The following is a 25,715-nucleotide window of genomic DNA, read 5'->3' as shown; positions in this document are numbered from 1 at the left end:
CCCCGCCCCGGCGGCCGCCGCTCAGCTCACCCGGCGCACCACATACGCCACCCCGCGCTCGGCGGCCTCCTCGCCCACGTACTCCTGCCCGCGCATCTCGCACCACGCCGGGATGTCGTGCCGCGCCGCCTCGTCGTCCGCGAGCACCGCCACCCGGCCGCCCACCGGGACCGCCGCGAACACCTTCGCCAGCTCGATCACCGGCAGCGGGCACCGCTTCCCCAGGGCGTCGACCACGAGGGGCCCCTCGGCCGCCACCCGTGCCGCCCCCGCAGCGCTCGCCGTGCCCTCCGTCGCCGTAGCCGGTGCGCCCAGCTCCCCCCGCACCCCGGCGACCACCCCGGGCAGCACGTCGAGGAACCGCTCGACCTCCTCCGCGGGGGTGCCGGGCGGCAGCGACACCCGTACGTTGCCCTCGCTGAGCACCCCCATCGCCACCAGCACATGGCTCGGCGTCAGCGTCGAACTGGTGCAGGAGGAGCCCGAGGACACCGAGAACCCGGCGCGGTCCAGCGCGTGCAGCACCGTCTCCCCGTCGACATAGAGACAGGAGAAGGTGACCAGGTGCGGCAGCCGCTGCTCCGGGTCGCCCACCACCTCGGTGTCCGGCACCAGCGAGGGCACCCGGCTCCTGATGCGCGCCGTCAGCTCCCGCAGCCTGGCCGCCTCCGCGTCCGCCGCGGCCCGCACCGCCCGCAGCGAGGCCGCCGCCGCCACGATCGCCGGAATGTTCTCGAAGCCGGGCGCACGCCCCGACTCCCGCTCGTCCGAGGGCCCCGGCGGCGCGAACCGGGTGCCCTTGCGCACCGCGAGCAGCCCCACCCCCGGCGGCCCGCCCCACTTGTGGGCGCTCGCCGTGAGCAGCGACCACGGTCCGGGCACCGGGCCCCAGCCCAGCGACTGCGCCGCGTCCACCAGCAGCGGCACCCCCGCCGCCCGGCACGCCTCGGCCGCCTCGGCGACCGGCTGCACGGTGCCGGTCTCATGGTTGGCGGATTGCAGACACGCCAGCGCGGTGTCCCCGCGCAGCGCCGCCGCGAAGCCGTCCGCGGCCACCGCGCCCGTGCGCCCCACCGGCACCCGCTCCACCCGGCCGCCGCCCGCGGCGTGCTTCTCCGCGGCAAACAGCACGCAGGAGTGTTCGACGGCGCTCACGATCAGGTGATCCCCGGCGCGCCGCCGCCCGGCGAGCGCCCCCGCCATCCCGGTGTGCACCGCGCGGGTGCCCGAGCCGGTGAACACCAACTCGTCGGGGCGGCACCCCACCTCGGCCGCCGCGCTCTCCCGCGCCGCGTCCAGCAGCAGCCGCGCCCGCCGGCCCTCGCGGTGCGGCCTCGCGGGATCGGCCCACCCCTCGTCGAGCGCGGCGGCCAGCGCCTGCCGCGCCACCGGATGCAGGGGCACCGCGGAAGCGGCGTCGAAATACACCATTCCCCCACGCTAGTCGGCGGATTCGCGCGGGTGCCCCGGGCGCTCCGTCAGAAGCCCGCGCGCCGGGCGCACATGTGCCCGTACGAGGCCGTCCCCGGCCTGCTCAGCGACCCCGAAAAGGGGCCCTGACATGGCCCGGCCCACCCCTTCGGTGAGGCCCCCGGCGCGTTGGGCACCCTCCCCGCGCAGTGCCAAATAGCGTCCAGTAGGGTTTGCACCGCATAAACATCAAACCCTGCCCGCCGCGGTACGGCGCACGACCACCGAGAAGGCCGAAACGGACCGCGCGGGCGAAACTCTCGGGAAGGCGCTACGTGAGTCCCAACGGCTCCGACCTCCCCCATCGCCGTAAGGGCGTGGGCGGTACCCCCATGTCGCGGCGCCCGATGCGGCGGAAGCTTGCGCAGGTGCTGACCGCGGGCCTGATCCTGGCGACCGCCACCGGTTGCACCTACAAGGACTTCCCCCGCCTCGGTATGCCCACGCCCACCACGGAGGAGGCACCGCGCATCCTGTCCCTGTGGCAGGGCTCGTGGGCGGCCGCGCTCGCCGTCGGTGTGCTCGTGTGGGGTCTCATCCTGTGGAGCGTGGTCTTCCACCGGCGCGCCCGCACCAAGGTCGAGGTGCCCGCGCAGACCCGGTACAACATGCCCATCGAGGGCCTGTACACCGTGGTCCCGATCGTCATCGTCGCGGTCTTCTTCTACTTCACCGCGCGCGACGAGTCGAAGCTGCTCGACACGTCCGACAAGCCCCAGCACACGGTGAACGTGGTCGGCTTCCAGTGGAGCTGGGCCTTCAACTACGTCGAGGACGTGCAGGGCTCGACCGGAAACGCCAAGTCGGCCAAGGAACTCGCCGCGATCCCGGACCGGTTCAAGGACAAGTTCCCGGCGGACGCGGGCGGCGTGTACGACGTCGGCACCCCCGGTGAGCGCAACCCGCAGAACGGCAACCCGGGCCCGACCCTGTGGCTGCCGAAGGGCGAGAAGGTCCGCTTCGTGCTGACCTCACGCGATGTCATCCACTCCTTCTGGGTGCTGCCGTTCCTCATGAAGATGGACGTCATCCCGGGCCACACCAACGCCTTCGAGGTGACCCCCAACAAGGAGGGCACCTTCCGGGGCAAGTGCGCCGAACTGTGCGGCGTGGACCACTCCAGGATGCTGTTCAACGTCAAGGTCGTCTCGCCCGAGCGCTACCAGCAGCACCTTGAGGACCTGGCGAAGAAGGGCCAGACCGGTTACGTCCCGGCCGGTATCGCACAGACGGGCCACGAGAAGAACCGGGAGACGAACAACCTGTGAGCATCCTCAACGAACCCCAGGGTGCCGCGGCGGCGGGCACGGCGGTGAGCGAGCCGCCGGAACGCGTCAGGCGGCCCGGCGCCACCGTGGTCAAGTGGCTCACCACCACCGACCACAAGACCATCGGCACGCTCTACCTGGTGACGTCCTTCGCCTTCTTCTGCATCGGCGGCGTCCTCGCCCTGTTCATGCGCGCCGAGCTGGCCAGGCCCGGCACGCAGATCATGTCGAACGAGCAGTTCAACCAGGCGTTCACGATGCACGGCACGATCATGCTGCTGATGTTCGCGACGCCGCTGTTCGCCGGGTTCGCCAACTGGATCATGCCGCTCCAGATCGGCTCGCCCGACGTGGCCTTCCCGCGGCTGAACATGTTCGCGTACTGGCTCTACCTCTTCGGCTCGCTGATCGCGGTGGGCGGCTTCCTCACCCCGAGCGGCGCCGCCGACTTCGGCTGGTTCGCCTACTCGCCGTTGTCCGACGCGGTCCGCTCGCCCGGTGTCGGCGCCGACATGTGGATCATGGGTCTGGCCTTCTCCGGCTTCGGCACCATCCTCGGCTCGGTCAACTTCATCACGACCATCATCTGCATGCGCGCCCCCGGCATGACGATGTTCCGCATGCCGATCTTCGTGTGGAACGTGCTGCTGACCGGTGTGCTCGTCCTCATCGCCTTCCCCGTCCTCGCCGCCGCGCTCTTCGCTCTTGAGGCCGACAGGAAATTCGGGGCCCACGTCTTCGACGCGGCGAACGGCGGGGCACTGCTGTGGCAACACCTCTTCTGGTTCTTCGGCCATCCAGAGGTGTACATCATCGCCATTCCATTCTTCGGCATCATTTCCGAAATCATTCCGGTATTCAGTCGAAAACCGATGTTCGGATATGGCGGCCTCATTGGCGCCACCATCGCCATCGCCGGTCTTTCCGTGACCGTCTGGGCGCACCACATGTATGTCACGGGCGGAGTCCTCCTCCCGTTCTTCTCCTTCATGACATTCCTGATCGCGGTACCGACAGGAGTGAAGTTCTTCAACTGGCTCGGCACGATGTGGAAGGGATCGCTGTCGTTCGAGACACCGATGCTCTGGTCCATCGGCTTCCTGATCACCTTCCTCTTCGGTGGTCTGACCGGCGTCATCCTGGCGTCGCCGCCGCTGGACTTCCACGTCTCCGACTCGTACTTCGTGGTCGCGCACTTCCACTACGTGGTGTTCGGCACCGTGGTCTTCGCGATGTTCGCCGGATTCCACTTCTGGTGGCCCAAGTTCACCGGCAAGATGCTCGACGAACGGCTCGGCAAGATCACCTTCTGGACGCTGTTCTGCGGCTTCCACGGCACCTTCCTCGTCCAGCACTGGCTGGGCGCCGAGGGCATGCCGCGCCGGTACGCCGACTACCTGGCGGCCGACGGCTTCACCGCGCTGAACACCGTCTCCACGATCAGCTCGTTCGTCCTCGGCCTGTCGATCCTGCCGTTCCTCTACAACGTCTGGAAGACCGCCAAGTACGGCAAGAAGATCGAGGTCGACGACCCCTGGGGCTTCGGCCGCTCGCTGGAGTGGGCCACGAGCTGCCCGCCCCCGCGGCACAACTTCCTCACCCTGCCCCGCATCCGCAGCGAGTCCCCGGCGTTCGACCTGCACCACCCGGAGATCGCCGCCATGGACCAGCTTGAGAACGTGCCGGAGCACGCGGGCGCCGTGTCGGGCGGCAAGGAGGCCGGACAGTGAAGCTCCAGGGCAAGATGTTCGTCTGGCTCAGCGTGTTCATCCTGGTCATGGCGATCGTGTACGGGGTGTGGTCGAAGGAGCCCGCGGGCACCACCGCGCTGTTCCTCGCCTTCGGGCTGAGCGTGATGATCGGCTTCTACCTGTCGTACACCGCCCGCCGGGTCGACACCGGCGCGATGGACAACCAGGAGGCCGACGTCGCCGACGACGCCGGCGAGGTGGGCTTCTTCAGCCCGTACAGCTGGCAGCCGCTCGCCCTCGGGCTCGGTGGCGCGCTCGCCTTCCTGAGCATCGCCATCGGCTGGTGGCTGCTGTACTTCTCGGCCCCTGTCATCATGATCGGCCTCTTCGGCTGGGTCTTCGAGTACTACCGCGGCGAGAGCCAGAACCAGTAGCACACGCGCCCGCGCGCCGAGCCCGGACACTCCGCAGCGGAGGGTCCGGGCTCACGCGTACGGCCCAGCTGACCGGCCCCGAGACCCCTCGAACGGCCCACAGCGCGCGCCGGAACGGTGCCGCGTTCCTACGTTGAGGGCATGAACCACTCACCGCGTACCCGCACGGTCACCGGCTGCTGCCTGCTGGTCCTCGCCCTCGTCGGCACGGCCACCGCCTGCGGCTCGGACGACTCGCTCTCCTCCGCCCCCTACGACGCGGCCGCCCAGCTCTCCTTCGGCGGCATCAAGAAGGGCGCCGACGCCGACCCCGACAAGCCCCTGGAGATCTCCTCGAAGTCCGGCGAGGGGCGCATCACCGACGTCACCGCCGTCGACGCCACGGGCCGCTACCTGCCGGGCCGCCTCTCCGACGACGGCAGCCGCTGGCACAGCACCGCCCCGCTCGCCTCGGGCGCCCACTACACGCTGCGCGTCAGCACCGAGAACAGCGACGGCGCCCCCGGCCGCAAGGTCGTCAGCTTCGCCACCGCGAACCCCCGGCACAAGAACGTCCTCAAGGTCGAGTTCGGCCCCAAGAAGGGCGAGTACGGCGTCGGCCAGCCCATCACCGCCAAGCTCAGCAGCCCCGTCAAGGACAAGGCCGCGAGGGCCGTCGTGGAGCGCGCCCTGAGCGTGCAGTCACGCCCCGCCGCCGAGGGGAGCTGGTACTGGGTGAGCAGCAGGGAGCTGCACTACCGGCCCCGCGCGTACTGGCCCGCGCACGCCACCATAGAAGTACGCAGCGGCCTCAAGGGCATAAAGATCGGCGGCGGCATGTGGGGCGGCGACTCCAATCCGCTGCGGATCACCACGGGCGACAAGATAGAGGCCGTCACCGACGCCTCCTCGCACCGCATGACGGTCTACCGCAACGGCGAGGAGATAAACGACCTGCCCGTCACCACGGGCAAGCCCGGGTTCGAGACCCGCAACGGCGTCAAGGTCGTCCTCGGCAAGGAGGCGTTCGTACGGATGCGCAGTTCCACGGTGGGCATCGCCGCGGGCAGCGGGGACTCGTACGACCTGCCGGTGCACTGGGCCACCCGGGTGACCTGGAGCGGCGAGTACGTGCACGCGGCGCCCTGGTCCGTGGGCTCGCAGGGCAGCGCCAACACCAGCCACGGCTGCACCGGGATGAGCACCGACGACGCCGAGTGGTTCTTCAACACGGTGCACGTCGGGGACATAGTCAAGGTCGTCGGCAGCGACGGCGACGAGATGACACCGTTCGACAACGGCTTCGGCGACTGGAACCTCTCCTGGCCCAAGTGGCGCCAGGGCAGCGCCGTCACCGGCTCGGGCACCAACGACACCGGCTCCGACGCGGTGCCCTCCGTGCAGGCGGCACGGCTGCGCCCCCAGGTCTGAGGGCGAGGGGCCGCCCGCGCGCCGGGGAGGCCAGGGGGCTACGCGCCGACGGCGAGCCGGGTGCGCAGCAGCGCGGCCAGCGCGTCGGCGAACTCCACCGGGTCGACCGGAAGCGTCACCGCGGAGTCCGCGCGGCTCCAGGTGGCGAGCCAGGCGTCCTGCGGGCGGCCCATCAGCAGCAGCACGGGCGGGCAGTGGAAGATCTCGTCCTTGAGCTGGCGGCACACGCCCATGCCGCCCGCCGGGACCGCCTCGCCGTCCAGGACGCAGACGTCCACGCCGCCCTGGTCCATCTCCTTGAGGACGGCAGGCAGGGTCGCGCACTCGACGAACTCGACCTCGGGCACGTCCATGGCGGGCCGGCGGCCGGTCGCCAGGCGCACCTGCTCGCGGACATTGGCGTCGTCGCTGTAGACCAGGACCGTGGCCTTCGCCTGCATCGTTCCTCCATGCCTGTCCCGGCCGGTCGAGCGGCGCCCCGGCCGGGAGATCTACGGGAGCCGTTGCGCGGATGCTACCCCTTCGCCGCCCGGGCCGACACCGGCCCTGCCGGTGCGCCCGCTGAGCCGTATGAGCAGCGCACAGCGTGTCAACACACCGAACAGCACCCCCCGGAGTGAGCGCCACATAAGGGACCGACATAATGTCGGTCGTGGCGACAGCAACGACAGTAGAAACCGGGCACGCGCACCCGTCGGTGAACCGGCCGAACCTCACCAGTGTCGGAACCATCATCTGGCTGAGTTCCGAGCTGATGTTCTTCGCGGCCCTCTTCGCGATGTACTTCACCCTGCGATCGGTGACGGGCCCCGATCACTGGAAGGAAATGGCCGACCATCTCAACCGGCCGTTCTCGGGCACCAACACGGTGATCCTGGTGCTCTCCTCGTTCACCTGCCAGCTCGGTGTGTTCGCGGCCGAGCGCGGGGACGTGAAGAAGCTCCGCATGTGGTTCATCGTCACGTTCGTCATGGGCGCGATCTTCATCGGCGGGCAGGTGTACGAGTACACGAGCCTCGTCAAGGAGGACGGCATCTCCCTCTCCTCCGACCCGTACGGCTCGGTCTTCTATCTGACCACCGGCTTCCACGGACTGCACGTGACGGGCGGGCTCATCGCCTTCCTGCTGGTCCTCGGCCGCACCTACGCGGCCCGCAGATTCACCCATTCGCAGGCGACCGCCGCCATCGTCGTGTCCTACTACTGGCACTTCGTCGATGTCGTCTGGATCGGCCTCTTCGCCACGATCTACCTGATCAAGTAGTCCGGGCCAGAGGCCCGACCCCTCCTGAAGCATCGACGCAGAAGATCCTGACACCGGGGTAATCCGTGAAAAAGCTCTCCGCACGACGACGCCATCCGCTGGCGGCGGTCGTCGTCCTACTCCTCGCGCTGGCGGCCACCGGGGGGCTGTACACCGCGTTCGCGCCCGCGGACAAGGCGCAGGCCGATGAAACCTCGCAGTCCCTCGCCATCGACGAGGGGAAGAAGCTCTTCGCGGTGGGCTGCGCAAGCTGCCACGGGACCGGCGGGCAGGGCACGTCCGACGGCCCGTCCCTGGTGGGAGTCGGCTCCGCCGCCGTCGACTTCCAGGTCGGCACCGGCCGGATGCCGCTCCAGCAGCAGGGCCCCCAGGCCCCGAAGAAGAAGGTCGTCTACTCGCAGGCCGAGATCGACCAGCTCGCCGCGTACGTGGCCTCCCTCGGCGCCGGTCCCTCCCGCCCGACCGAGGACGACTACAACCCCGCGGGGGCCGACGTCGCCAAGGGCGGGGAGCTGTTCCGCACCAACTGCGCGCAGTGCCACAACTTCTCCGGCGAGGGCGGCGCCCTGACCAACGGCAAGTCCGCGCCGAACCTGGAGAACGTCGACCCCAAGCACGTCTACGAGGCCATGCAGACCGGCCCGCAGAACATGCCGTCGTTCCCCGACACGACGATGCCCACGAAGAACAAGAAGGACATCATCGCCTATCTGCACGCGGTCAACAGCGACGAGACGACCAACCAGGGCGGCCTCAAGCTGGGCGGCCTCGGTCCGGTCAGTGAGGGCCTGTTCGCCTGGGTCTTCGGTCTCGGTGCGCTGATCGCCGTCGCCACCTGGGTCGCCGCACGGACCGCAAAGGCCAAGAAGTCATGAGTAGCCACGACATGCCAGAAGAAGAGCCCCACGGGGAGATCCAGGCCCACGGGGACGCCGGGGGCGAGCACGGCGCCCTCGCCAGGGGCGGCGACAAGGACCCCTTCGCCGACCCCGGCCTGCCGCCGCACGAGCACCGCGTCCAGGACATCGACGAACAGGCCGCGAAGCGCTCGGAGCGCCTGGTCGCGCTGCTGTTCACGCTGTCCATGCTGTGCACCGTCGGCTTCATCGCGGCCTACGTCGCCATCGACCCCGACAAGTCGATCTACGTCTTCCCGATCGGCCACCTCAGCGCGCTGAACTTCACCCTGGGCCTCACCCTGGGCATCGCCCTGTTCAGCATCGGCGCGGGCGCCGTGCACTGGGCGCGCACCCTGATGTCGGACGCCGAGATCGCCGACGAGCGGCACGCCATCGAGGCGGAGCCCGAGGTGAAGTCGAAGGTCGTCGCCGACTTCAAGCAGGGCGCCAAGGATTCCGCGTTCGGCCGCAGGCCGCTGATCCGCACCACCCTGTTCGGCGCCCTGGCGCTCGTGCCGCTCTCCGGCCTCGTCCTGCTGCGCGACCTCGGCCTGCTCCCCGAGGACAAGCTGCGCCACACCCAGTGGAAGCGCGGCAAGCTGCTCGTCAACATGAACACCGACCAGCCGCTGCGGCCCTCCGACGTCACCGTCGGCTCCCTGACCTTCGCCAAGCCCGAGGGCCTTGAGGAGAAGCAGGAGGACTACCAGGAGCAGATCGCCAAGGCGGCGCTCATGATCGTCAGGTTGCAGCCCGGCGACATCAAGGACAAGCGCGAGCTGGACTGGTCGCACGAGGGCATCGTCGCGTACTCCAAGATCTGCACCCACGTCGGCTGCCCGATCTCGCTGTACGAGCAGCAGACCCACCACGTGCTCTGCCCCTGCCACCAGTCGACGTTCGACCTCGCGGACGGCGCCAAGGTGATCTTCGGCCCGGCCGGTCACGCACTGCCGCAGTTGCGGATCGGCGTGAACAGTGACGGATACCTGGAAGCCCTCGACGACTTCCAGGAGCCCGTCGGTCCTGCCTTCTGGGAGCGTGGATGACGATGAGTGCGACGAGTACCACTTCCACCGACGCCGACCGGCGCCAGGCACCCGCCGGGGAGAAGATCGCGGACTGGGCGGACGGCCGCCTCGGGATCTACTCCCTGGCCAAGGCCAACCTCCGCAAGATCTTCCCGGACCACTGGTCCTTCATGCTGGGCGAGGTCTGCCTCTACAGCTTCATCATCATCATCCTCACGGGTGTGTACCTGACGCTGTTCTTCCACCCGTCGATGAACGAGGTGGAGTACCACGGCAGTTACCTCCCGTTGCAGGGCCAGATGATGTCGGAGGCGTTCAACTCCACCCTGCACATCAGCTTCGAGGTCCGCGGCGGTCTGCTCATCCGGCAGATCCACCACTGGGCGGCGCTGGTCTTCCTCGCCGGCATGTTCGTGCACATGATGCGTGTCTTCTTCACGGGCGCCTTCCGCAAGCCGCGCGAGGTCAACTGGCTGTTCGGCTTCCTGCTGTTCGTGCTCGGCATGTTCACCGGGTTCACCGGCTACTCGCTCCCCGACGACCTGCTGTCCGGCACGGGCGTCCGCTTCATGGAGGGCGCGATCCTGTCCGTGCCGATCGTCGGCACGTACCTGTCGTTCTTCCTCTTCGGCGGGGAGTTCCCCGGCGGCGACTTCGTGGCCCGGTTCTACTCGGTCCACATCCTGCTGCTGCCCGGCATCATGCTCGGCCTGGTGGTGGGCCACCTGATCCTGGTCTTCTACCACAAGCACACCCAGTTCGCGGGCGCGGGCAGGACCAACAAGAACGTCGTCGGCATGCCGCTGATGCCGGTCTACATGGCCAAGGCGGGCGGCTTCTTCTTCCTGGTCTTCGGTGTCATCGCGATCCTCGCGGCGATCGCCTCGATCAACCCGATCTGGTCCATCGGCCCCTACAAGCCCGACCAGGTCTCCACGGGCGCCCAGCCCGACTGGTACATGGGCATGGCCGAGGGGCTGATCCGCGCCATGCCGGGCTGGGAGATCAACGTCGCGGGGCACACCCTCGTCCTCGGGGTGTTCATCCCGCTGCTCCTGCTGCCGGTGGTGCTCACCGCGATCGCGGTGTACCCGTTCATCGAGTCCTGGGTCACCGGGGACAAGCGCGAGCACCACATCCTGGACCGGCCGCGGAACGTGCCGACCCGCACCGCATTTGGCGTCGCCTGGATCACCTGGTACTTCGTGCTGATGATCGGCGGCGGCAACGACCTGTGGGCCACGCACTTCCACCTGTCGATCAACTCGATCACCTGGTTCGTGCGGATCGCCTTCTTCGTGGCGCCGGTCGTCACGTTCCTGATCACCAAGCGGATCTGCCTCGGCCTCCAGCGCCGCGACCGCGACAAGGTGCTGCACGGGCGCGAGTCCGGCATCATCAAGCGGCTGCCGCACGGTGAGTTCATCGAGGTCCACGAGCCGCTGGACGCGGACGAGCTGCACACCCTCACCGCGCACGAGCAGTACAAGCCCCTCGATGTCGGCTCCGGCGTCGACGACAACGGGGTCGAGCGGCAGGTCTCGCGCGGCACCCGGGTGCGCTCCAGGCTCTCCAAGGGCTACTACGGCGAGGGGAACCAGATCCCCAAGCCGACCGCCGAGGAGTACCAGGAGATCACCAGCGGCCACGGCCACCACTGACCGCCCTCCGCCGCGACCGCAGGGCCCCGTCCGCCGTGACAGCGGACGGGGCCCTTCCGCGTGCCGGGGCTGGATAGGGTGGCACCAGGGGACCCTCCCCACCCGTACGGCATCAGGAGCGGCAGATGAGCGCTGTGACACCCGCTGGAGGCGGCACCGCGGCGGGCCCGTCCTGGCCGCTGGTGCTGAACGAGCTGCTGGACGGCCACGACCTGGACGTCGACACCGCCGCCTGGGCCATGGACCGGATCATGCGCGGCGAGGCGACCGACGTGGAGATCGCCGGGTTCGCGGTCGCGCTGCGCGCCAAGGGCGAGACCGTGACAGAGATCACGGGACTCGTCCGCGCCATGTACGAGCACGCCCACGTCATCGAGGTCCCCGGACCCACCGTGGACATCGTCGGCACCGGGGGCGACGGCGCCCACACGGTCAACATCTCCACCATGTCGGCCATCGTGGTCGCGGGCACCGGCGCCAAGGTCGTCAAGCACGGCAACCGCGCCGCCTCCTCCCTCAGCGGCGCCTCCGACGTGCTCGGCAAGCTGGGCGTCAACCTGGAGCTGCCGCTCGCCCGGGTGCCGCGGGTGGCGGAGGAGGCGGGGATCACCTTCTGCTTCGCCGTGAAGTTCCACCCCGCGCTGCGCCATGTCGCCGCCGCGCGCGCCGGGCTCGGCATCCGCACCGTGTTCAACTTCCTCGGCCCGCTGACCAACCCGGCCAAGGTCGAGGCGCAGGCCACCGGTGTCGCGGACGCCCGGGTGGCGCCCATCGTGGCGCAGGTGCTCGCGGCCCGCGGCTGCTCCGCGCTGGTCTTCCGCGGCGACGACGGCCTGGACGAGCTGACCACCACCGCCACCTCCCGGGTCTGGGTGATAAGGGACGGCGCCGTCGCCGAGACCTCCTTCGACCCCCGTGACGTGGGGCTCGACCTGGTTCCCGTGGAGGCGCTGGCCGGTGGCGACGCCTCGTACAACGCGGACGTGGCACGGCGGCTGCTCGCGGGCGAGCGCGGGCCCGTGCGCGACGCGGTCCTCCTCAACTCGGCGGCCGCCCTGGTCGCCCTCGCCCCCACGGCCGCCTCCCTTGAGGACCAGATCAGGGCGGGCATGGAGCGCGCCGCCGAGTCGGTCGACAGCGGCGCGGCGCGGCGCTGCCTCGAACGGTGGGTGGCCGCCACCAACTAGGTCGTGTCGTTCGGATCTTCGCGGGGGCGCGACGCCAGCTACGGCACCTCGCCGCGTTGTCGGACCGTCCACGTACGCCCAGTACGAGGACGATCCTCCGCCTTGCGATGCTCCCCCACAGCCCGAAGGGCGTGGGAGGTACCCCCAGCATCTGACGCCGCACCCTGGTCCACGAAGATCCAAACGACACGCCCTAGCTCCAGGGGCCGTGGCGCGTGCCACGGCCCCGGTGCCGGGTGGGCGCGTGCGCCCCCCTCGCCCGCGCCATGAGTCCGGTATGTGGGAACCGCTTGCCAAGCCGCCGCGGGAACCTGGCATACTTTTCGGCAGGTCAAGAGTGACAGCGACACGGCCCCGGCCCGCTGTCCGGCAACCCTCCGTCCGTGGCGGGGTGCCCCCGGGTGAAGACCAGGCCGCCTCACAGCAAGGTGACGCGGCAAGCGCGGACCCCCCAGGGGTCCTTGGCCCCAGGAGAGGTACATCCGTGTCCACCGCCGCCCCCGTCGCCCCCGCCCGTGCCCTCGCGCCGCTGCTCCCGCTCGCAGTCCTCGGCCACGACGTCCGCGTCCCGCTCGCCACCGGCGGTGAGACCACCTACGCCGCCCTCGACTACGCCGCGAGCGCCCCCGCGCTGCGCCGCGTCTGGGACGACGTCGCCGCCTACGCCCCGTACTACGGCAGCGTGCACCGCGGCGCGGGCCACCTCTCGCAGCTCTCCACCCGGCTCTTCGAGGACGCCCGCGCCACCGTCGCCCGCTTCCTCGGCTGCCGCCCCGGCGACCAGGTCGTCTTCACCCGCTCCACCACCGACTCGCTCAACCTCCTCGCGGGCGCGCTCCCGCGCGGCTGCCAGGTCTTCGTCTTCGAGACCGAGCATCACGCGGCGCTGCTGCCCTGGCGCGGCCACGGCACCGTCTGCCTGCCCGCGCCCCGCAGCCACGAGCAGGCGGTGCGCACCCTCGACGAGGCGCTGGCCGACCGGGACAGGACGCGGCCCGCGCTGGTCTGCGTCACCGGCGCCTCCAACGTCACCGGCGAGCTGTGGCCGGTCTCGGCGCTGGCGTCGGTGGCGCACGCGCACGGGGCGCGGATCGTCCTCGACGCCGCCCAGCTCGCCCCGCACCGCGCCGTGGACATCACCGCGCTCGACGTGGACTGGGTCGCCTTCTCGGGCCACAAGCTGTACGCGCCCTTCGGCTCGGGGGTGCTCGCCGGGCGCGCCGACTGGCTCGCCGAGGCCGAGCCGTACCTGGCGGGCGGCGGCGCCTCACGGCAGGTCGTCACCCGCGAGGGCGGCGGCGGCCTCGACGTGGTCTGGCACGACGGGGCCGCCCGGCACGAGGCGGGCTCGCCCAACGTCATCGGCGCCCACGCCATCGCCTCCGCCTGCACCGCCCTCACCGAGGCCGGCTTCGACGCGCTGGCCGAGCGCGAGGACGCCCTGGTCCGCAGGGTCGCCGACGGGCTCGCGGCGGTGCCGGGGGTGCGGGTGCTCTCGCTGTTCGGACCCGGTGCGCCCCGGGTGGGCGTGCTGTCGTTCGTGGTCGCGGGCTGGAGCGGCGGCAGGCTCGCCGCGGCGCTCTCCGCCGAGTACGGCATCGGGGTGCGCGACGGCCTCTTCTGCGCCCACCCGCTGGTCAGGGCGCTGGTGGACGGCGCGGCTGGGGAGTGCGGCGGCGACGCGCCCTCGGGGGCGGTACGGGTCAGCTTCGGCGTGGGGACGCCGGACGAGCACGTGCAGCGCTTCGTACGGGCCGTGGGGGAGCTGGTGCGGCGCGGGGCGCGGCTCGACTACGTGGTCGAGGACGGGCACTGGCGCCCGGCGCGCGGCCGCGGCTGAGCGTGCCCCGGCGCGCGGCTGCGGCTGAGCCTGCGCCGGGTCAGGAGTCGAGGCCGATGGAGAACGCGGCCTCCAGGTCGTGCTGGGAGTACGCGCGAAACGACACGTGGGTGTCGGTGGCGACCACGCCGGGGATCTTGCTGATCCGGCCCGGGATGATGTCGGCGAGTTCGTCGTGGGCCGCCACCCGCACCATCGCGATCAGGTCGTAGGTGCCGGTCACGGAGAACACCTCGCTGACGCTGTCCAGCGCGGCGATCGACTCGGCGATCTCCGGGATGCGGTCCACGCTGGTCTTGATGAGCACGATCGCGGTGATCACGGTGCGCTGTCTCCCTCGCTCGCCCTGGCTGGCGTACCACTGTATCCGCCCGCACGGCGTCCGGCGCCGCGCCCGTACACGGTCCACGCGTACCCGAAGCCCAGCGCGAAGCCGATCAGATGGGCCAGGTAGGCCACCCCTCCGGCGCCCGCGGCGCCGTCCGCGCCCCGGGCCGCGAGCCACTGCAACGCCAGCCAGAACGGCAGCACCACCCAGGCCGGAAACCGCAGCGGCAGGAAGAACAGGAACGGGAAGAGGCTGGTGACCCGGGCGCCGGGGAAGAGCCGCAGGAACGCCCCGAGCACCGCCGAGATCGCCCCGGAGGCGCCCACGAGCGCCTGCTGCGAGCCGCCGTTCGCCAGGGCGTACCCCAGCAGCGCCAGCGCGCCGGCGGCCACGTAGAACAGCGCGTAGTGCAGCCGGCCGAGGCGCTCCTCGACCAGGGCGCCGAAGACGTACAGGAAGAGCATGTTGCCGAGCAGGTGCGGCCAGCCGCCGTGCACGAACAGGGCGGTGACCAGGGTCCAGGCGCCGCGCACGGGGCCGTGCAGCAGCCGGGCGGGGACGACGCCCCAGTGGTCGTAGTACGCGTGCGCCGCGAGGTCCCTGGCCGCCGCGTCGCCGTGCCCGAAGCCCGTGGCGGGGCCGAGCACGAACGCCAGGACACAGCCCAGCATGAGCGCGCCGGTCACCAGGCCCTCGCGGCCGCGTCCCCTGCCGATCACGGACCGATCATGGCGCAGCGGGACCGCCGCGGCGCCGCGCCTCGCCGTGCGCCGCACCCGAGCGCGGGCCGCGGGTAAGGCCGTAGGGTTACGAGCCGAACGCGCCGTGCAACCGGAGACGGCCCACGGCGGCCCGCGCCGCGGTGTGCCGAGTAAACATCCGAACACGGGAAACCCGGGAGGCGTGCGCCGTGCGTATGGTCTCACCACGGCGTGCGCCGTCCGCGCCCGGGTGGCGCTCGGGGCGGCGCGGCCGCGAGCGGAGAGAGAACAGCAGAGCGAAGGGCGGCCGATGAGACCATCGTCGCGAAGCGCCGTACGGAAGGCGCGGCGACGGGGCGGCCGGGAGCCGGTCCGCGGTGGACCTGTTCCGTGAAGACGCGCGGTGCCGTCTCCCCCGGGAGCGGCGCCACTGAGCAAGTGGGGTGACGGATGGTGGAGAGCGCAGGCGGGGAGCCGGACGACGGCACCGCTGAGGTGCTCGACCGCCCGCTGCCCGAGGGTGTGCGCCGCAGGGTCGTGCGGATCGTATCCGACGGCTTCGGCGGGCTCACGGTCGCCGAACTGCCCACCCAGCTCCGGCAGTACGCGCGCTTCACGCCGAGCAGGCGGGCGAAGTTCGCGGGGAACGCGATGGCGTCGGCGGTCGAGAGCGAGCCGCTGTTCAGGCAGCGCATCGCGGAGCGGCTGCGGGAGGCCGAGCCCGAGCTGTGCGGGGCCCTGGACTCCGGCACCCCGCCCCCGGCGGCCGACCCCCTTGAGGTGGCCGCCGCGGCGTATGTGCTGCGGCCCACCGGCTGGGTGAAGTTGGTCACGGCGGCGGGCGAGGAGGTGCAGCGTGCCGACGCGGAGCGCGCCGACGACCGCACCCGCGCCGAACTGCGGCAGTTGCGCGAGGAGCTGGCCGAGGCCAGGGAGGGCGCGCGGCGGCAGTCGGAGGCGCTGCGCGAGGAGCTTGACGCGGCCCGCAGGGAGGGCGAGGCGCTGCACCGCAAGCTGCGCGCCGCGCTCAGCGACATCAGGCGCGGCGAGGCCGCCGTGCGCAAGGCCCGTCTGGAGACGGAGGCGGCGCGCACCGAGAGCCAGTCCCAACTGTCCGCCGCCGAGAGCGAGACCAGGCGGCTCAAGGCGCGCCTGGGGGAGGCGGAGGCGGCGCTCGAAGCCGCGAGGCGGGCCGCGCGCGAGGGCCGCAGCATGGAGGACATGCGGGTGCGGCTGCTGCTCGACACCCTGCTCGGCGCCGCCCAGGGGCTGCGCAGGGAGCTGGCGCTGCCGCCGGTGTCGACGCTGCCCGCGCAGACCGTGGACGCGGTGGAGCCGGGGCGTATGACGCCGAAGGACATCGCCGCACGCGCCCTGTCGGAGCACGATCCGGCCATTCTCGACCAGTTGTTGGCACTGCCCCAGGCCCATCTGGTCGTCGACGGCTACAACGTGACCAAGACCGGCTATCCGCAGATGCCGCTGGACAAGCAGCGGCTGCGGCTGCTCGGCGCGCTCTCGCTCCTCGCGGTACAGACGGGCGCCGAGGTCACCTGTGTGTTCGACGGCGCGGAGCTTGCGGCGCCCGTGCTGCTCGCGCCGCCGCGCGGGGTACGGGTGCTGTTCTCGAAGCCCGGGGTCACCGCGGACGAGCTGATCAGGCAGTTGGTGCGGGCCGAGCCGCCGGGCCGCCCGGTGATCGTGGTGTCGACCGACCGTGAGGTCGCGGACGGCGTGGCGAAGGCGGGCGCGCGCCCCGTCGCGTCCGCGGTGCTGCTGAAGCGGCTGTCGCACGGCTGAGCGCCGCTCCGTTCCCGGAGCCCCCGACTCCCTTTTGTCTGTTTGCTGTTGACTCTTAAACGCATTCCGACCGGAGCCGTTCGCTCCGCCGCCGTGAGCCCATGATCACCCGGACGGTCACCTAAGCACCATCAGTAACGTGTGGCTCGTATGCCCGAATTACTGCCTAATGCGGGCAACATTTGGTCAGATTGGGATCACGGGCAGTGAGTTATGAGTAAAGAATGAGCTTCGCAACAGAGTTTTTTCCCATCGGGATTTGAACTGATCACAAGAAGGTCACTAGGGTCTGGCCTCGAACCTCCGCTCGGTTGGTCGCTCAGCGGGAGCGCCGGTGGAGTTCACCGCCTTCCGGCATCTCGGAGGCGGTCGAAGGAAGAAGGAGACCGCCTTCGTGGCGTCCCACCGTCGACCCAAGCAGGCGAGCCGCGCCCGCGTGAGCGTGCTCACCCTCACCGCCGCAGCGGCGGTGGCCCTGACCTCGCAGACCGCCCAGGCCGATCCCAAGCCGAGCAAGGAAGAGGTCAAGTCGAAGGTCGACAAGCTCTACGAGGAGGCGGAGAAGGCCACCGAGAAGTACAACGGGGCCAAGGAGAAGCAGGAGAAGCTGGAGAAGGAGGTCAGCGACCTCCAGGACACCGTCGCTCGCGGGCAGGGGGAGCTGAACGACCTCCGCGACGGCCTCGGTTCACTGGCCAACGCCCAGTACCGCTCCGGTGGCATCGACCCCTCCGTGCAGCTCTTCCTCTCCTCCGACCCGGACAGCTACCTCGACAAGGCGTCCACCCTCGACCAGCTCAGCGGACAGCAGGTCGAGGCGCTGAAGAAGATCCAGGAGAAGCAGCGCTCCCTGGCCCAGAAGCGCAAGGAGGCGTCCCAGAAGCTTGAGGACCTCTCCACCACCCGCACCCAGCTCAAGAAGAAGAAAACCCAGGTCAAGGACAAGCTCGCCGAGGCGCAGAAGCTGCTCAACACGCTGACCGCCAAGGAGAAGCAGCAGCTCGACGACCAGGAGAACCGCGCCAGCCGGGACAGCGAGCGCACCGCCATCGGCACCGGCGCCAAGGCCCCCTCGGGGCGCGCGGGCTCCGCCTACGCCGCGGCACAGAGCGTCATCGGCTCGCCCTACGTCTACGGCGCGGCAGGCCCCTCCTCCTTCGACTGCTCGGGGCTCACCTCCTGGGCCTACGCGCAGGCGGGCGTCTCCATCCCCCGCACCTCCCAGGCGCAGGCCAACGCGGGCACCCGCATCTACTCGCAGAGCCAGCTCCAGGTCGGCGACCTCGTGCTCTTCTACGGCGACCTCAGCCACGTCGGCTTCTACGCGGGCAACGGCCAGATCCTGCACGCCCCGCACACCGGCGCCTCCGTGCGCTACGAGTCGCTGAGCGCCATGCCGTTCGAGTTCGGCGTGCGCATCTGACCGCCGCGCCCCCGCACTTCCCCACGGCGCCCCCGGCCACCACGGCCGGGGGCGCCGCGCGTGTCACCGCCCGAACGGGCGGGCGGGGGCGGGACGTTCGCTCGCCCCAGCGGCCCCCCGCCGCGCGCCGTGCCCCCGAACGAGGGAATTGCGCTCGCCCCCCAAGGGCCCCGTACGCGCCGGTGACCTGCGCAGAGGGCCCCGGGTTACCGCCCGTACCCGGCGCGGGTGCCTGGCCTGAGCGTAGTCGCGCGATTACTCTCGGGCACCGCATCCCCCACGCGGGGGGACCCGTTGGCACGAGGGAGAGCGGTCGCCCGTGGGAGCGCATCGACGCACGGCAGCCTCCGGTCACGGCCGGAAGCGCCAAGGCACCCGAGTCACCGTCCTGTCGGCCCTGTCCGCCGTCTCGGCGGTGACGGCCACCGCCGCCACCCTGGTGGCGCCCGCGACCGCGGCGCCGCCCGAGCGGCCGCCTGGCAGCCCCGCCGAGATCGGCAGGCTCTACCACGAAGCCGAGACCGCCACCGAGGCGTACAACGCCGTCCACGAGCGCGTCACCGCGCTCGGCCGCCGGGTCGCCGGCGCCCGGGACGAACTCGCCCGCGGCAAGCAGCGCGTGAACGACCTGCGCGACCAGATCGCCCCGCTCGCCCGCGCCGAGTACCGCTCAGGCGGCGTCGACCCCGCGCTGCGGCTGCTGCTCTCCTCCGACCCGGACGGCTACCTCGACCGCGCCGAGACCCTCGGCCGCATCGGACAGCGCCGCGTCAGCGAACTCGCCGCCCTGCGCACCGCGCAGCGCACCCTCTCCCAGCGCGAGGCCGAGACCGAGCGCAAGCTGCGGGAGCTGACCGCGTCCCGTGCCGCCCTCGCCCGCCACAAGCGCACCGTGGCCCGCAAGATCGCCGCCGTGCGGCGCCTCGTCGGCCACCGCGAGCGACAGGGCGGCGGCTCGGCGGCCCAGTGGCCCACGGGGGTCTCCGGGCGCGCCGCGGCCGCCGTCGCCGCCGCGCGCTCCGCCATCGGCAGCCCCTACGTCTGGGGGGCCTCGGGCCCGAACGCCTTCGACTGCTCGGGACTGATGCAGTGGGCGTACGCCAAGGCCGGGATCTCGCTGCCGCGCACGTCCCAGCAGCAGCGGTACGCGGGCCGCTCGGTGCCGCTCTCCCAGGCGCGCCCCGGCGACCTCGTCGCCTACCGGCAGGATGCGAGCCATATCGCCATGTACATCGGCGGCGGCATGGTGGTGCACGCCCCGCACCCCGGTGCCCGGGTGCGCACCGACCCCGTCGGGATGCTCCCGATCTCCTCCGTCACCCGCGTCTGAGCGCCGCCGTACGCCCGCCCGCCCCGGGTCTCGTACGATTTGGGCGTGGCGGGTCACGGCGGTGTGCGGGCGGCGCGGGCCGCGCTCGCGCTGCTCCTGCTGCTCGGCCCGGCCCTCGCCGGCGGCTGCGCGCCGCGCGCGGCGGCCGACCCCGAGCGCGCCCGGGTGCAGCGGCTGCTCGACCGGCGGGCCCACGACCTCATCGGCCGGGACGAGTCCGGGTTCCTCACCACCGGCGGCCGGGGCGCCGACACCGCGGCGGAGCACCGCTCGGCGACCTGGTTCGACAACCTCGCCGACGTGCCGCTCGCCTCCCTCACCTACCGCGTCACCGGCTTCCACCGCTCGGGGCACACCGCCACCGCGGACGCCGAACTCGGCTACCGGCTCACCGGCTTCGACGCCGCCCCGCTCACCTCGCGGCGCACCGTACGGCTCCGGGAGAGCCGGGGCCGCTGGTACGTCACCGCCGACACCCCCGCGAAGAAGGCGTCGCGCCAACTGTGGGAGCAGGGCCGGGTGCGAGTCGTGCGCGGCACCCACAGCCTGGTGCTCGGCGTCGGCCAGGACACCGCAAGGCTGCGGCACTTCGCCGCCCTCGCCGACCGCGCCGTGCCCGCCGTCACGGACGCCTGGGGCGGGGCCTGGGCCCGCCGGATCGTGGTCGAGGTGCCCGGTTCCCTGAACGCCATGGGCGACCTGCTCGGCTCGCCCGCCTCCGGCTACCGGGGCATCGCCGCGGTCACCACCGGCGAGGCGGGCGGCATCCCGCGTGCCCCCGCCGACCGCATCGTCGTCAACCCGGAGGCGTACGGCGTCCTCGGCGACTTCGGCCAGCAGGTCGTCCTCACCCACGAGACCACCCATGTCGCCACCCGCTCCGCCACCACCGCCGCCACCCCGCTCTGGCTCTCCGAGGGCTACGCGGACTGGTCCGGCTACCGCGGCAGCGGGCGCACCGCCCCCGAGATCGCCCCGGAGCTGCGCCGGGCGGTGCTCGCCGGGCACCAGCCGGCCGGCCTGCCCACCGACGCCGACTTCGGCTTCGCCCGCGCCGCCGACCCGCTCGCCGAGGCGTACGAGGGCGGCTGGCTGGCCTGCCGCATGATCGCCGAACGCTGGGGCGAGGACCGGCTGCGCGCCTTCTACGCCAGGGTCGGCACCCATGACGCGCGCGAGGGTGCCGTCGAGTCCGCCCTGCACGACGTCCTCGACACCGGGCTCGACGACTTCACGGCCCAGTGGCGCGCCTACGTACGCAAGGCACTCACCGCGGCCACCCCGTGACCGCGGCCCCGACCGCGCCCCGTGACCGGCGCCGCGCTCAGGCCCGCGGAGGCCCCAGCACCCCGTCGGGCCCCTCCCCGGACCGTGCGGACGGCTCGGATGCCGCGGGCGGCCCTGACGGCCCGGAGGACGGCGCCGACGGCCCCTGCGCCCCCGGGAGCGCCGCGGCGCGCGCGTGCCGCCCCCGCGCCCCCGCCGCGCCTGCCACGCCCGCCGCGCGCTCCTCGGCGCGCGGCCCCACGGTCGACCGCCACAGCCGCCACCCCGCCAGCCCGCAGGCCGCCACCAGCAGCCCGTTGCGCAGCACCAGCAGCGTCACCCCCAGCGTGTCGCCCGCCACCACGTGCCCGAAGCCCAGCGGGAACTCCAGCAGCGTCACCGCCGTCGCGGCCAGCACCAGGCACACCGGCGCGACCATGCGCCCGCGCCGGTACGTCAGACACACCGCCCCGAGCCCCAGCAGCCACACCATGTACTGGGGGCTGATCACCCGGCTCGTGGTGGTGAACAGCAGCACCGCCACGAACGCCGCGTCCGCGGGCGTGCCGGGGGTGCGCACCCGGGCCCGCAGCCGCCACAGCACCAGCCAGCCGAGCGCCAGCACCGAGAGCGCCTGCGCGGCGTCGCTCACCAGCGCCACATGCGGGCCGAGGAACTCCACCGAGCCGTAGTTCAGCCGCACCTCGCCCTGCCACCCGTGGTGCCTGGCGAACTGGAACACCAGCGCGCCGAGCGACTCCACCTCCGTGCCCCGGTCCCGCTGCGCCGTCAGGAAGTCGAGCGAGCCCGGCAGCCACAGCCACGCCCCGCCGAGCAGCACCGCCGCCGTCACCGCCGCGGTGGTCCAGGAGGCCCGGGTGGGGCGCCCCCGCGGGGTGCCGAGCAGCACGAACACCGGCCACACCTTCAGCAGCGCCCCGAACGCCGCCAGCACCCCCAGGCTCCTGGCCCGCCGCGCCCCCGCGAGCAGCGCCGCCACCGCCACCGCGGTGACCATCACGTCGTACCGGGAGAGCACCGTGGGGCCGAGCAGCGGCACCCCGCACACCCACACCCAGACACCCGCGGCCGAGCGGCCCCCGCCGCGGCAGGCGTACGCCAGCAGCCCGTAGACCACCGCGTCCGCCAGCAGCGCCAGCACGAAGAAGGCGTGCGGGTACGAGAGAAACGGCAGCGCGCCGGGCGCGAGCACCGGCAGCGCGGCGGCCGGCGGGTACTGCCAGGTCACGTCGCCGACCGGGAAGGTGCCCGAGGTGAGCACGTCGTACCAGCCGTGGTAGATCACCGACACGTCGCTGGTGACGTCGGGCCCCGGCACCGTGAGCACCTTGAGCACGCACAACAGCAGCGCCGTCCTGGTGAGGCACCACACCGCGAGGGCCGCCCACCGCCCTGGGAACCCGTTCTCCCGTGCGGCCCTCATGCCCACCTGCTCCCTTGCTCCGTGCTGCTCGTGGTCCGACGCGGGTCATGATGCCGGTCCCCGCGGCACCCGGACCACACGGGCGGTCCGTTCGGTACTGTCGGCGGCGATGCACAAGACTCTGATCGTCACCAATGACTTCCCGCCACGATCTGGCGGAATCCAGACGTTTCTGCACAACATGGCGCTGCGCCTCGACCCCGGGCGCTTCCTGGTCTACGCGTCCACCTGGAAGCGCGGCAGGCAGGGCGCGCGGGCCACCGCCGACTTCGACGCCGAGCAGCCCTTCCAGGTCGTGCGCGACCGCACCACGATGCTGCTGCCCACCCCCCGCGTCACCCGCCGCGCCACCGCGCTGCTGCGGGAGCACGGCTGCACCTCCGTCTGGTTCGGCGCCGCCGCGCCGCTCGGCCTCATGGCGCCCGCGCTGCGCGCCGCGGGGGCCACCAGGATCGTCGCCACCACCCACGGCCACGAGGCGGGCTGGGCGCAGTTGCCCGGCGCGAGGTCGCTGCTGCGCGCGATCGGGGAGCGCACCGACACGGTCACGTACCTGGGCGAGTACACCCGCTCCAGGATCGCCGCCGCGCTCACCCCCGAGGCCGCCGCCCGGATGGTGCGGCTGCCGCCGGGCGTCGACGAGAAGGTCTTCCACCCGGGCTCCGGGGGCGCCGAGGTCCGCGCGGGGCTCGGCCTTGCCGGGCGCCCCGTGGTGGTGTGCGTCTCGCGCCTCGTGCCGCGCAAGGGCCAGGACACCCTCATCGCGGCGATGCCCCGGGTGCTCGCCGCCGTGCCGGACGCGGTGCTGCTCATCGTGGGCGGCGGTCCCTACGAGAAAAGGCTGCGGGCGCTGGTACGGGAGCGGGGGCTCGGGGACGCGGTCCGCTTCACCGGCCCGGTGCCCCGGGCTGCGCTGCCCGCGCACTTCGGCGCGGGCGACGTCTTCGCCATGCCCTGCCGCACCCGCCGCGGCGGGCTCGACGTGGAGGGCCTCGGCATCGTCTACCTGGAGGCGTCCGCCACCGGGCTGCCCGTCGTGGCCGGTGACTCCGGGGGCGCGCCCGACGCCGTCCTCGACGGCGAGACCGGGTGGGTGGTGCGCGGCGGCGACCCGGGCGCCACCGCGGACCGCGTCGTGTCCCTGCTCGAAGACCCGGTGCTGCGCAGGCGCCTGGGGGAGCGGGGGCGCGGCTGGGTGGAGGAGACCTGGCGGTGGGACCTGCTCGCCGAACGGCTCAAGGAACTGCTGTAGCGGCCGGGGCCACTCCAGGCCCCGGTCCGGTCCCCGCCCGGCGCTCACTACCCGGTCCCCGCCCGCCGCTCAGCCCTCAGCTCTCGTACAGTGCCTCGATCTCGTCCGCCAAATCCTTCGCCACCGCGGCGCGCTTCAGCTTCATGGACGGGGTCAGATGGCCCGACTCCTCGGTGAACTGGCCGGGGTACACCCGGAACTTGCGTACCGACTCCGGCCTGGAGACCGCGGCGTTGCCGTCGTCCACGGCGCGCTGAAGCTCCGCCAGCAGCTCCGGGTCCGTGCGCAGCGCCCCGGGGTCGGGCTGCTTGCCGTGCTCGCGCGCCCAGTGGCCGAGGAACTCCTCGTCGAGGGTGACCAGCGCGGCCACGAACGGGCGCTGGTCGCCGACCACCATGCACTCCGCGACCAGCGCGTGCGCCCTGATCCTGTCCTCGATCACCGCCGGGGCCACGTTCTTGCCGCCCGCGGTGACGATGATCTCCTTCTTGCGGCCGGTGATCCGCAGATAGCCGTCCTCGTCGAGGGTGCCGACGTCGCCGGTGTGGAACCAGCCGTCGGCCAGGGCCTCGCGGGTGGCCTCCGGGTTGTTCCAGTAGCCGCGGAACAGGTGCTCGCCGTGCAGCAGCACCTCGCCGTCGTCGGCGATCCGCACCACGGAGCCCGGCAGCGGCTGGCCCACCGTGCCGACCTTCGGCCGGTCCCAGGGGTTGAACGTGGTCGCCGCGCAGGACTCCGTGAGGCCGTACCCCTCAAGGACGGTGAAGCCGATGCCGCGGAAGAAGTGGCCGAGCCGCTCCCCGAGCGGGGCGCCGCCCGAGATCGCGTACTCGCCCCGGCCGCCGAGCACCGCGCGCAGCCGCGCGTACACCAGCCGGTCGAAGACCGCGTGCCGCAGCCGCAGCCCGAACGAGGGGCCGCCTGGGGTGTCCCTGGCCCTGCTGTGGGCGACGGCGGTCTCCGCGGCCCGGTCGAAGATCTTCCCCTTGCCGTCCGCCCGCGCCCTGGCGGCGGCCGCGTTGAAGACCTTCTCGAAGACCCGGGGCACCCCGAGGATCAGCGTCGGCCGGAACGCCGCCAGCTCCTCGGTGAGCTGCTTGACGTCGGGCACACAGCCCAGGGTCAGCGGCGCCATCATCGACGCCACCTCCACCAGCCGGCCGAAGACATGCGACAGCGGCAGGAAAAGCAGCACCGAGCCGCCGTCCCTGAACAGCGGGCGCATCCGCTCGACGACGTTGCCGCACTCCGCGAAGAAGCTGCGGTGCGTCAGCACACAGCCCTTGGGACGGCCCGTGGTGCCCGAGGTGTAGACGACGGTCGCCGGGTCGTCGGCGCGGGCGCTCGCGGCGCGCTCGTCGACGACGGCGTCCGCGACGCCCTCGCCCGCGCGTCGCAGCTCCTCGACCCCGCCCGCCTCGATCTGCCACACGTGCGCGAGCGCCGGCACCTCGTCCCGCACCGAGGCCACCACCCCGGCGTGCGCGTCCAGCTCCACCACGCAGGCCACCGCGCCCGAGTCGCCGAGCACCCACCGCACCTGCTCGGCCGAACTGGTGTCGTACACCGGCACCGTGACCCCGCCCGCGGTCCAGATGGCGAAGTCGAACAGCACCCACTCGTAGCGCGAACGGGACATCAGGGCCACCCGGTCGCCCGGCTGCACCCCACTCGCGACCAGCCCCTTCGCGACCGCCCGCACCTCGCCGAGGAACGCGGCGGCGCTCACCTCCCGCCAACGGCCCGCCACCTTGCGCGCGATGACGGGGCTGTCGGGGTGCCGTGCGGCGTTGCCGCGGACGATGTCGGTGAGATTGCCGTCGGCTGGGACCTCGTACAGGGCCGGTAGACTGAACTCACGCAAGGCTGTTGCTCCTCAACGGACACCGGCGCCACGGCGCCCCCGGGGAGGTGACGAGCGCCGACGCGGGTCCCTGCATCGTGCGGGGCGCTCATGGTCGCCGCCGGGGCGAAAGCCGCCGATCCGCGGACAACCCGAGCACAGTGGGCCCCCCG

Annotated in this window: 21 protein-coding genes and 1 riboswitch; of the genes, 15 read left to right on the top strand and 6 right to left on the bottom strand. The window is 72.1% G+C overall.

Features of this window, described 5'->3' with window-relative positions:
• Nucleotides 1-21 precede the first annotated feature (21 nt).
• The gene (locus tag ACIBIW_RS16005; protein ID WP_399336347.1) at nucleotides 22-1,431 is read right to left on the bottom strand and encodes a cysteine desulfurase/sulfurtransferase TusA family protein; all 1,410 of its coding nucleotides are present in this window, start codon (nucleotides 1,429-1,431) and stop codon (nucleotides 22-24) included.
• A 314-nt stretch (nucleotides 1,432-1,745) separates the two neighbouring features.
• Here ACIBIW_RS16005 and coxB point away from each other — a divergent pair, with 314 nt between their 5' ends.
• The 4 genes from coxB to ACIBIW_RS15985 all read left to right on the top strand — a co-directional run bounded on the left by coxB (nucleotide 1,746) and on the right by ACIBIW_RS15985 (nucleotide 6,273).
• The gene (gene coxB, locus ACIBIW_RS16000; protein ID WP_399336345.1) at nucleotides 1,746-2,738 is read left to right on the top strand and encodes a cytochrome c oxidase subunit II; all 993 of its coding nucleotides are present in this window, start codon (nucleotides 1,746-1,748) and stop codon (nucleotides 2,736-2,738) included.
• Nucleotides 2,735-4,468, top strand: coding sequence for a cytochrome c oxidase subunit I (gene ctaD / locus ACIBIW_RS15995; protein WP_399336343.1), 1,734 nt, complete (start codon nucleotides 2,735-2,737; stop codon nucleotides 4,466-4,468). Before coxB ends, ctaD begins: the two co-directional genes overlap by 4 nt.
• Nucleotides 4,465-4,863: a cytochrome c oxidase subunit 4 gene (locus ACIBIW_RS15990; RefSeq protein WP_399336341.1), complete on the top strand. Its 399-nt coding sequence runs from the start codon at nucleotides 4,465-4,467 to the stop codon at nucleotides 4,861-4,863. Before ctaD ends, ACIBIW_RS15990 begins: the two co-directional genes overlap by 4 nt.
• A 141-nt stretch (nucleotides 4,864-5,004) precedes the next feature.
• Entirely contained in the window at nucleotides 5,005-6,273 is a 1,269-nt protein-coding gene (locus ACIBIW_RS15985) for an Ig-like domain-containing protein (protein ID WP_399336339.1), read from the top strand.
• A gap of 38 nt (nucleotides 6,274-6,311) precedes the next feature.
• Here ACIBIW_RS15985 and ACIBIW_RS15980 read toward each other — a convergent pair whose 3' ends face one another.
• Nucleotides 6,312-6,713 (bottom strand): hypothetical protein, encoded by a 402-nt coding sequence (locus ACIBIW_RS15980; RefSeq protein ID WP_399336337.1) that lies wholly within the window; start codon nucleotides 6,711-6,713, stop codon nucleotides 6,312-6,314.
• A 203-nt stretch (nucleotides 6,714-6,916) separates the two neighbouring features.
• Between ACIBIW_RS15980 and ACIBIW_RS15975 the strand changes: the two genes are divergently transcribed.
• The 6 genes from ACIBIW_RS15975 (at nucleotide 6,917) to ACIBIW_RS15950 (ending at nucleotide 14,155) form a co-directional block, all read left to right on the top strand.
• Nucleotides 6,917-7,537, top strand: coding sequence for a heme-copper oxidase subunit III (locus ACIBIW_RS15975; protein ID WP_399336335.1), 621 nt, complete (start codon nucleotides 6,917-6,919; stop codon nucleotides 7,535-7,537).
• 65 nt (nucleotides 7,538-7,602) lie between these two features.
• Nucleotides 7,603-8,412: a c-type cytochrome gene (locus tag ACIBIW_RS15970; RefSeq protein ID WP_399336333.1), complete on the top strand. Its 810-nt coding sequence runs from the start codon at nucleotides 7,603-7,605 to the stop codon at nucleotides 8,410-8,412.
• Nucleotides 8,409-9,485, top strand: coding sequence for a Rieske 2Fe-2S domain-containing protein (locus ACIBIW_RS15965; protein WP_399336331.1), 1,077 nt, complete (start codon nucleotides 8,409-8,411; stop codon nucleotides 9,483-9,485). The genes ACIBIW_RS15970 and ACIBIW_RS15965 overlap by 4 nt, the downstream gene beginning before the upstream one ends.
• Before the next feature lie 2 nt (nucleotides 9,486-9,487).
• On the top strand, nucleotides 9,488-11,128 hold the full coding sequence (locus ACIBIW_RS15960) for a cytochrome bc complex cytochrome b subunit (protein WP_399336329.1): 1,641 nt from the start codon (nucleotides 9,488-9,490) through the stop codon (nucleotides 11,126-11,128).
• Between the two features lie 125 nt (nucleotides 11,129-11,253).
• Nucleotides 11,254-12,315, top strand: a complete 1,062-nt coding sequence (gene trpD, locus ACIBIW_RS15955; RefSeq protein ID WP_399336327.1) for an anthranilate phosphoribosyltransferase — start codon at nucleotides 11,254-11,256, stop codon at nucleotides 12,313-12,315.
• A 329-nt stretch (nucleotides 12,316-12,644) separates the two neighbouring features.
• Nucleotides 12,645-12,764, top strand: a riboswitch (SAM riboswitch).
• A gap of 35 nt (nucleotides 12,765-12,799) precedes the next feature.
• Nucleotides 12,800-14,155: an aminotransferase class V-fold PLP-dependent enzyme gene (locus ACIBIW_RS15950; protein WP_399336325.1), complete on the top strand. Its 1,356-nt coding sequence runs from the start codon at nucleotides 12,800-12,802 to the stop codon at nucleotides 14,153-14,155.
• Between the two features lie 40 nt (nucleotides 14,156-14,195).
• On the opposite strand, the gene ACIBIW_RS15945 is transcribed toward ACIBIW_RS15950, so the two are convergent.
• Both ACIBIW_RS15945 and ACIBIW_RS15940 read right to left on the bottom strand, forming a co-directional pair.
• Entirely contained in the window at nucleotides 14,196-14,477 is a 282-nt protein-coding gene (locus ACIBIW_RS15945) for an Lrp/AsnC family transcriptional regulator (protein WP_399336323.1), read from the bottom strand.
• Nucleotides 14,474-15,154, bottom strand: coding sequence for a rhomboid family intramembrane serine protease (locus tag ACIBIW_RS15940; protein ID WP_399336728.1), 681 nt, complete (start codon nucleotides 15,152-15,154; stop codon nucleotides 14,474-14,476). The genes ACIBIW_RS15945 and ACIBIW_RS15940 overlap by 4 nt, the downstream gene beginning before the upstream one ends.
• Nucleotides 15,155-15,634: 480 nt before the next feature.
• On the opposite strand from ACIBIW_RS15940, the gene ACIBIW_RS15935 reads away from it, so the two are divergent.
• The 4 genes from ACIBIW_RS15935 to ACIBIW_RS15920 all read left to right on the top strand — a co-directional run bounded on the left by ACIBIW_RS15935 (nucleotide 15,635) and on the right by ACIBIW_RS15920 (nucleotide 21,024).
• Nucleotides 15,635-16,984, top strand: a complete 1,350-nt coding sequence (locus ACIBIW_RS15935; protein WP_399336321.1) for an NYN domain-containing protein — start codon at nucleotides 15,635-15,637, stop codon at nucleotides 16,982-16,984.
• 394 nt (nucleotides 16,985-17,378) lie between these two features.
• Nucleotides 17,379-18,407 carry an NlpC/P60 family protein gene (locus ACIBIW_RS15930; protein ID WP_399336726.1) on the top strand — a complete coding sequence of 343 codons (1,029 nt, stop codon included), beginning with the start codon at nucleotides 17,379-17,381 and terminating at the stop codon, nucleotides 18,405-18,407.
• Nucleotides 18,408-18,726: 319 nt separating this feature from the next.
• A complete protein-coding gene (locus ACIBIW_RS15925; RefSeq protein WP_399336319.1) occupies nucleotides 18,727-19,737 on the top strand; it encodes an NlpC/P60 family protein in 1,011 nt (336 codons plus the stop codon).
• A gap of 45 nt (nucleotides 19,738-19,782) precedes the next feature.
• Nucleotides 19,783-21,024 (top strand): hypothetical protein, encoded by a 1,242-nt coding sequence (locus tag ACIBIW_RS15920; protein ID WP_399336317.1) that lies wholly within the window; start codon nucleotides 19,783-19,785, stop codon nucleotides 21,022-21,024.
• A gap of 37 nt (nucleotides 21,025-21,061) precedes the next feature.
• Here ACIBIW_RS15920 and ACIBIW_RS15915 read toward each other — a convergent pair whose 3' ends face one another.
• A complete protein-coding gene (locus ACIBIW_RS15915) occupies nucleotides 21,062-22,447 on the bottom strand; it encodes a glycosyltransferase 87 family protein (protein ID WP_399336315.1) in 1,386 nt (461 codons plus the stop codon).
• Between the two features lie 109 nt (nucleotides 22,448-22,556).
• Here ACIBIW_RS15915 and ACIBIW_RS15910 point away from each other — a divergent pair, with 109 nt between their 5' ends.
• Entirely contained in the window at nucleotides 22,557-23,699 is a 1,143-nt protein-coding gene (locus ACIBIW_RS15910; protein ID WP_399336313.1) for a glycosyltransferase family 4 protein, read from the top strand.
• Between the two features lie 76 nt (nucleotides 23,700-23,775).
• On the opposite strand, the gene ACIBIW_RS15905 is transcribed toward ACIBIW_RS15910, so the two are convergent.
• Nucleotides 23,776-25,563, bottom strand: a complete 1,788-nt coding sequence (locus tag ACIBIW_RS15905; protein WP_399336311.1) for an AMP-dependent synthetase/ligase — start codon at nucleotides 25,561-25,563, stop codon at nucleotides 23,776-23,778.
• Between the last annotated feature and the right edge of the window lie 152 nt (nucleotides 25,564-25,715).

It is taken from the genome of Streptomyces sp. NPDC050560, assembly GCF_044457285.1.
Lineage (GTDB): Bacteria > Actinomycetota > Actinomycetes > Streptomycetales > Streptomycetaceae > Streptomyces.
Note: the sequence above shows the minus strand (reverse complement) of the source record. Positions and strands in the feature narration are given on the sequence as shown.

What these genes read in the sequence shown, in the direction of transcription:
- trpD (WP_399336327.1), top strand. Translation starts at nt 11,254, where the DNA reads ATGAGCGCTGTGACACCCGCTGGAGGCGGCACCGCGGCGGGCCCGTCC.
- ACIBIW_RS15915 (WP_399336315.1), bottom strand. Translation starts at nt 22,447, where the DNA reads ATGAGGGCCGCACGGGAGAACGGGTTCCCAGGGCGGTGGGCGGCCCTC.
- ACIBIW_RS16005 (WP_399336347.1), bottom strand. Translation starts at nt 1,431, where the DNA reads ATGGTGTATTTCGACGCCGCTTCCGCGGTGCCCCTGCATCCGGTGGCG.
- ACIBIW_RS15935 (WP_399336321.1), top strand. Translation starts at nt 15,635, where the DNA reads ATGGTGGAGAGCGCAGGCGGGGAGCCGGACGACGGCACCGCTGAGGTG.
- ACIBIW_RS15985 (WP_399336339.1), top strand. Translation starts at nt 5,005, where the DNA reads ATGAACCACTCACCGCGTACCCGCACGGTCACCGGCTGCTGCCTGCTG.
- ACIBIW_RS15940 (WP_399336728.1), bottom strand. Translation starts at nt 15,154, where the DNA reads ATGCTGGGCTGTGTCCTGGCGTTCGTGCTCGGCCCCGCCACGGGCTTC.
- ACIBIW_RS15980 (WP_399336337.1), bottom strand. Translation starts at nt 6,713, where the DNA reads ATGCAGGCGAAGGCCACGGTCCTGGTCTACAGCGACGACGCCAATGTC.
- ACIBIW_RS15960 (WP_399336329.1), top strand. Translation starts at nt 9,488, where the DNA reads ATGAGTGCGACGAGTACCACTTCCACCGACGCCGACCGGCGCCAGGCA.
- ACIBIW_RS15965 (WP_399336331.1), top strand. Translation starts at nt 8,409, where the DNA reads ATGAGTAGCCACGACATGCCAGAAGAAGAGCCCCACGGGGAGATCCAG.
- ACIBIW_RS15975 (WP_399336335.1), top strand. Translation starts at nt 6,917, where the DNA reads ATGTCGGTCGTGGCGACAGCAACGACAGTAGAAACCGGGCACGCGCAC.
- ACIBIW_RS15910 (WP_399336313.1), top strand. Translation starts at nt 22,557, where the DNA reads ATGCACAAGACTCTGATCGTCACCAATGACTTCCCGCCACGATCTGGC.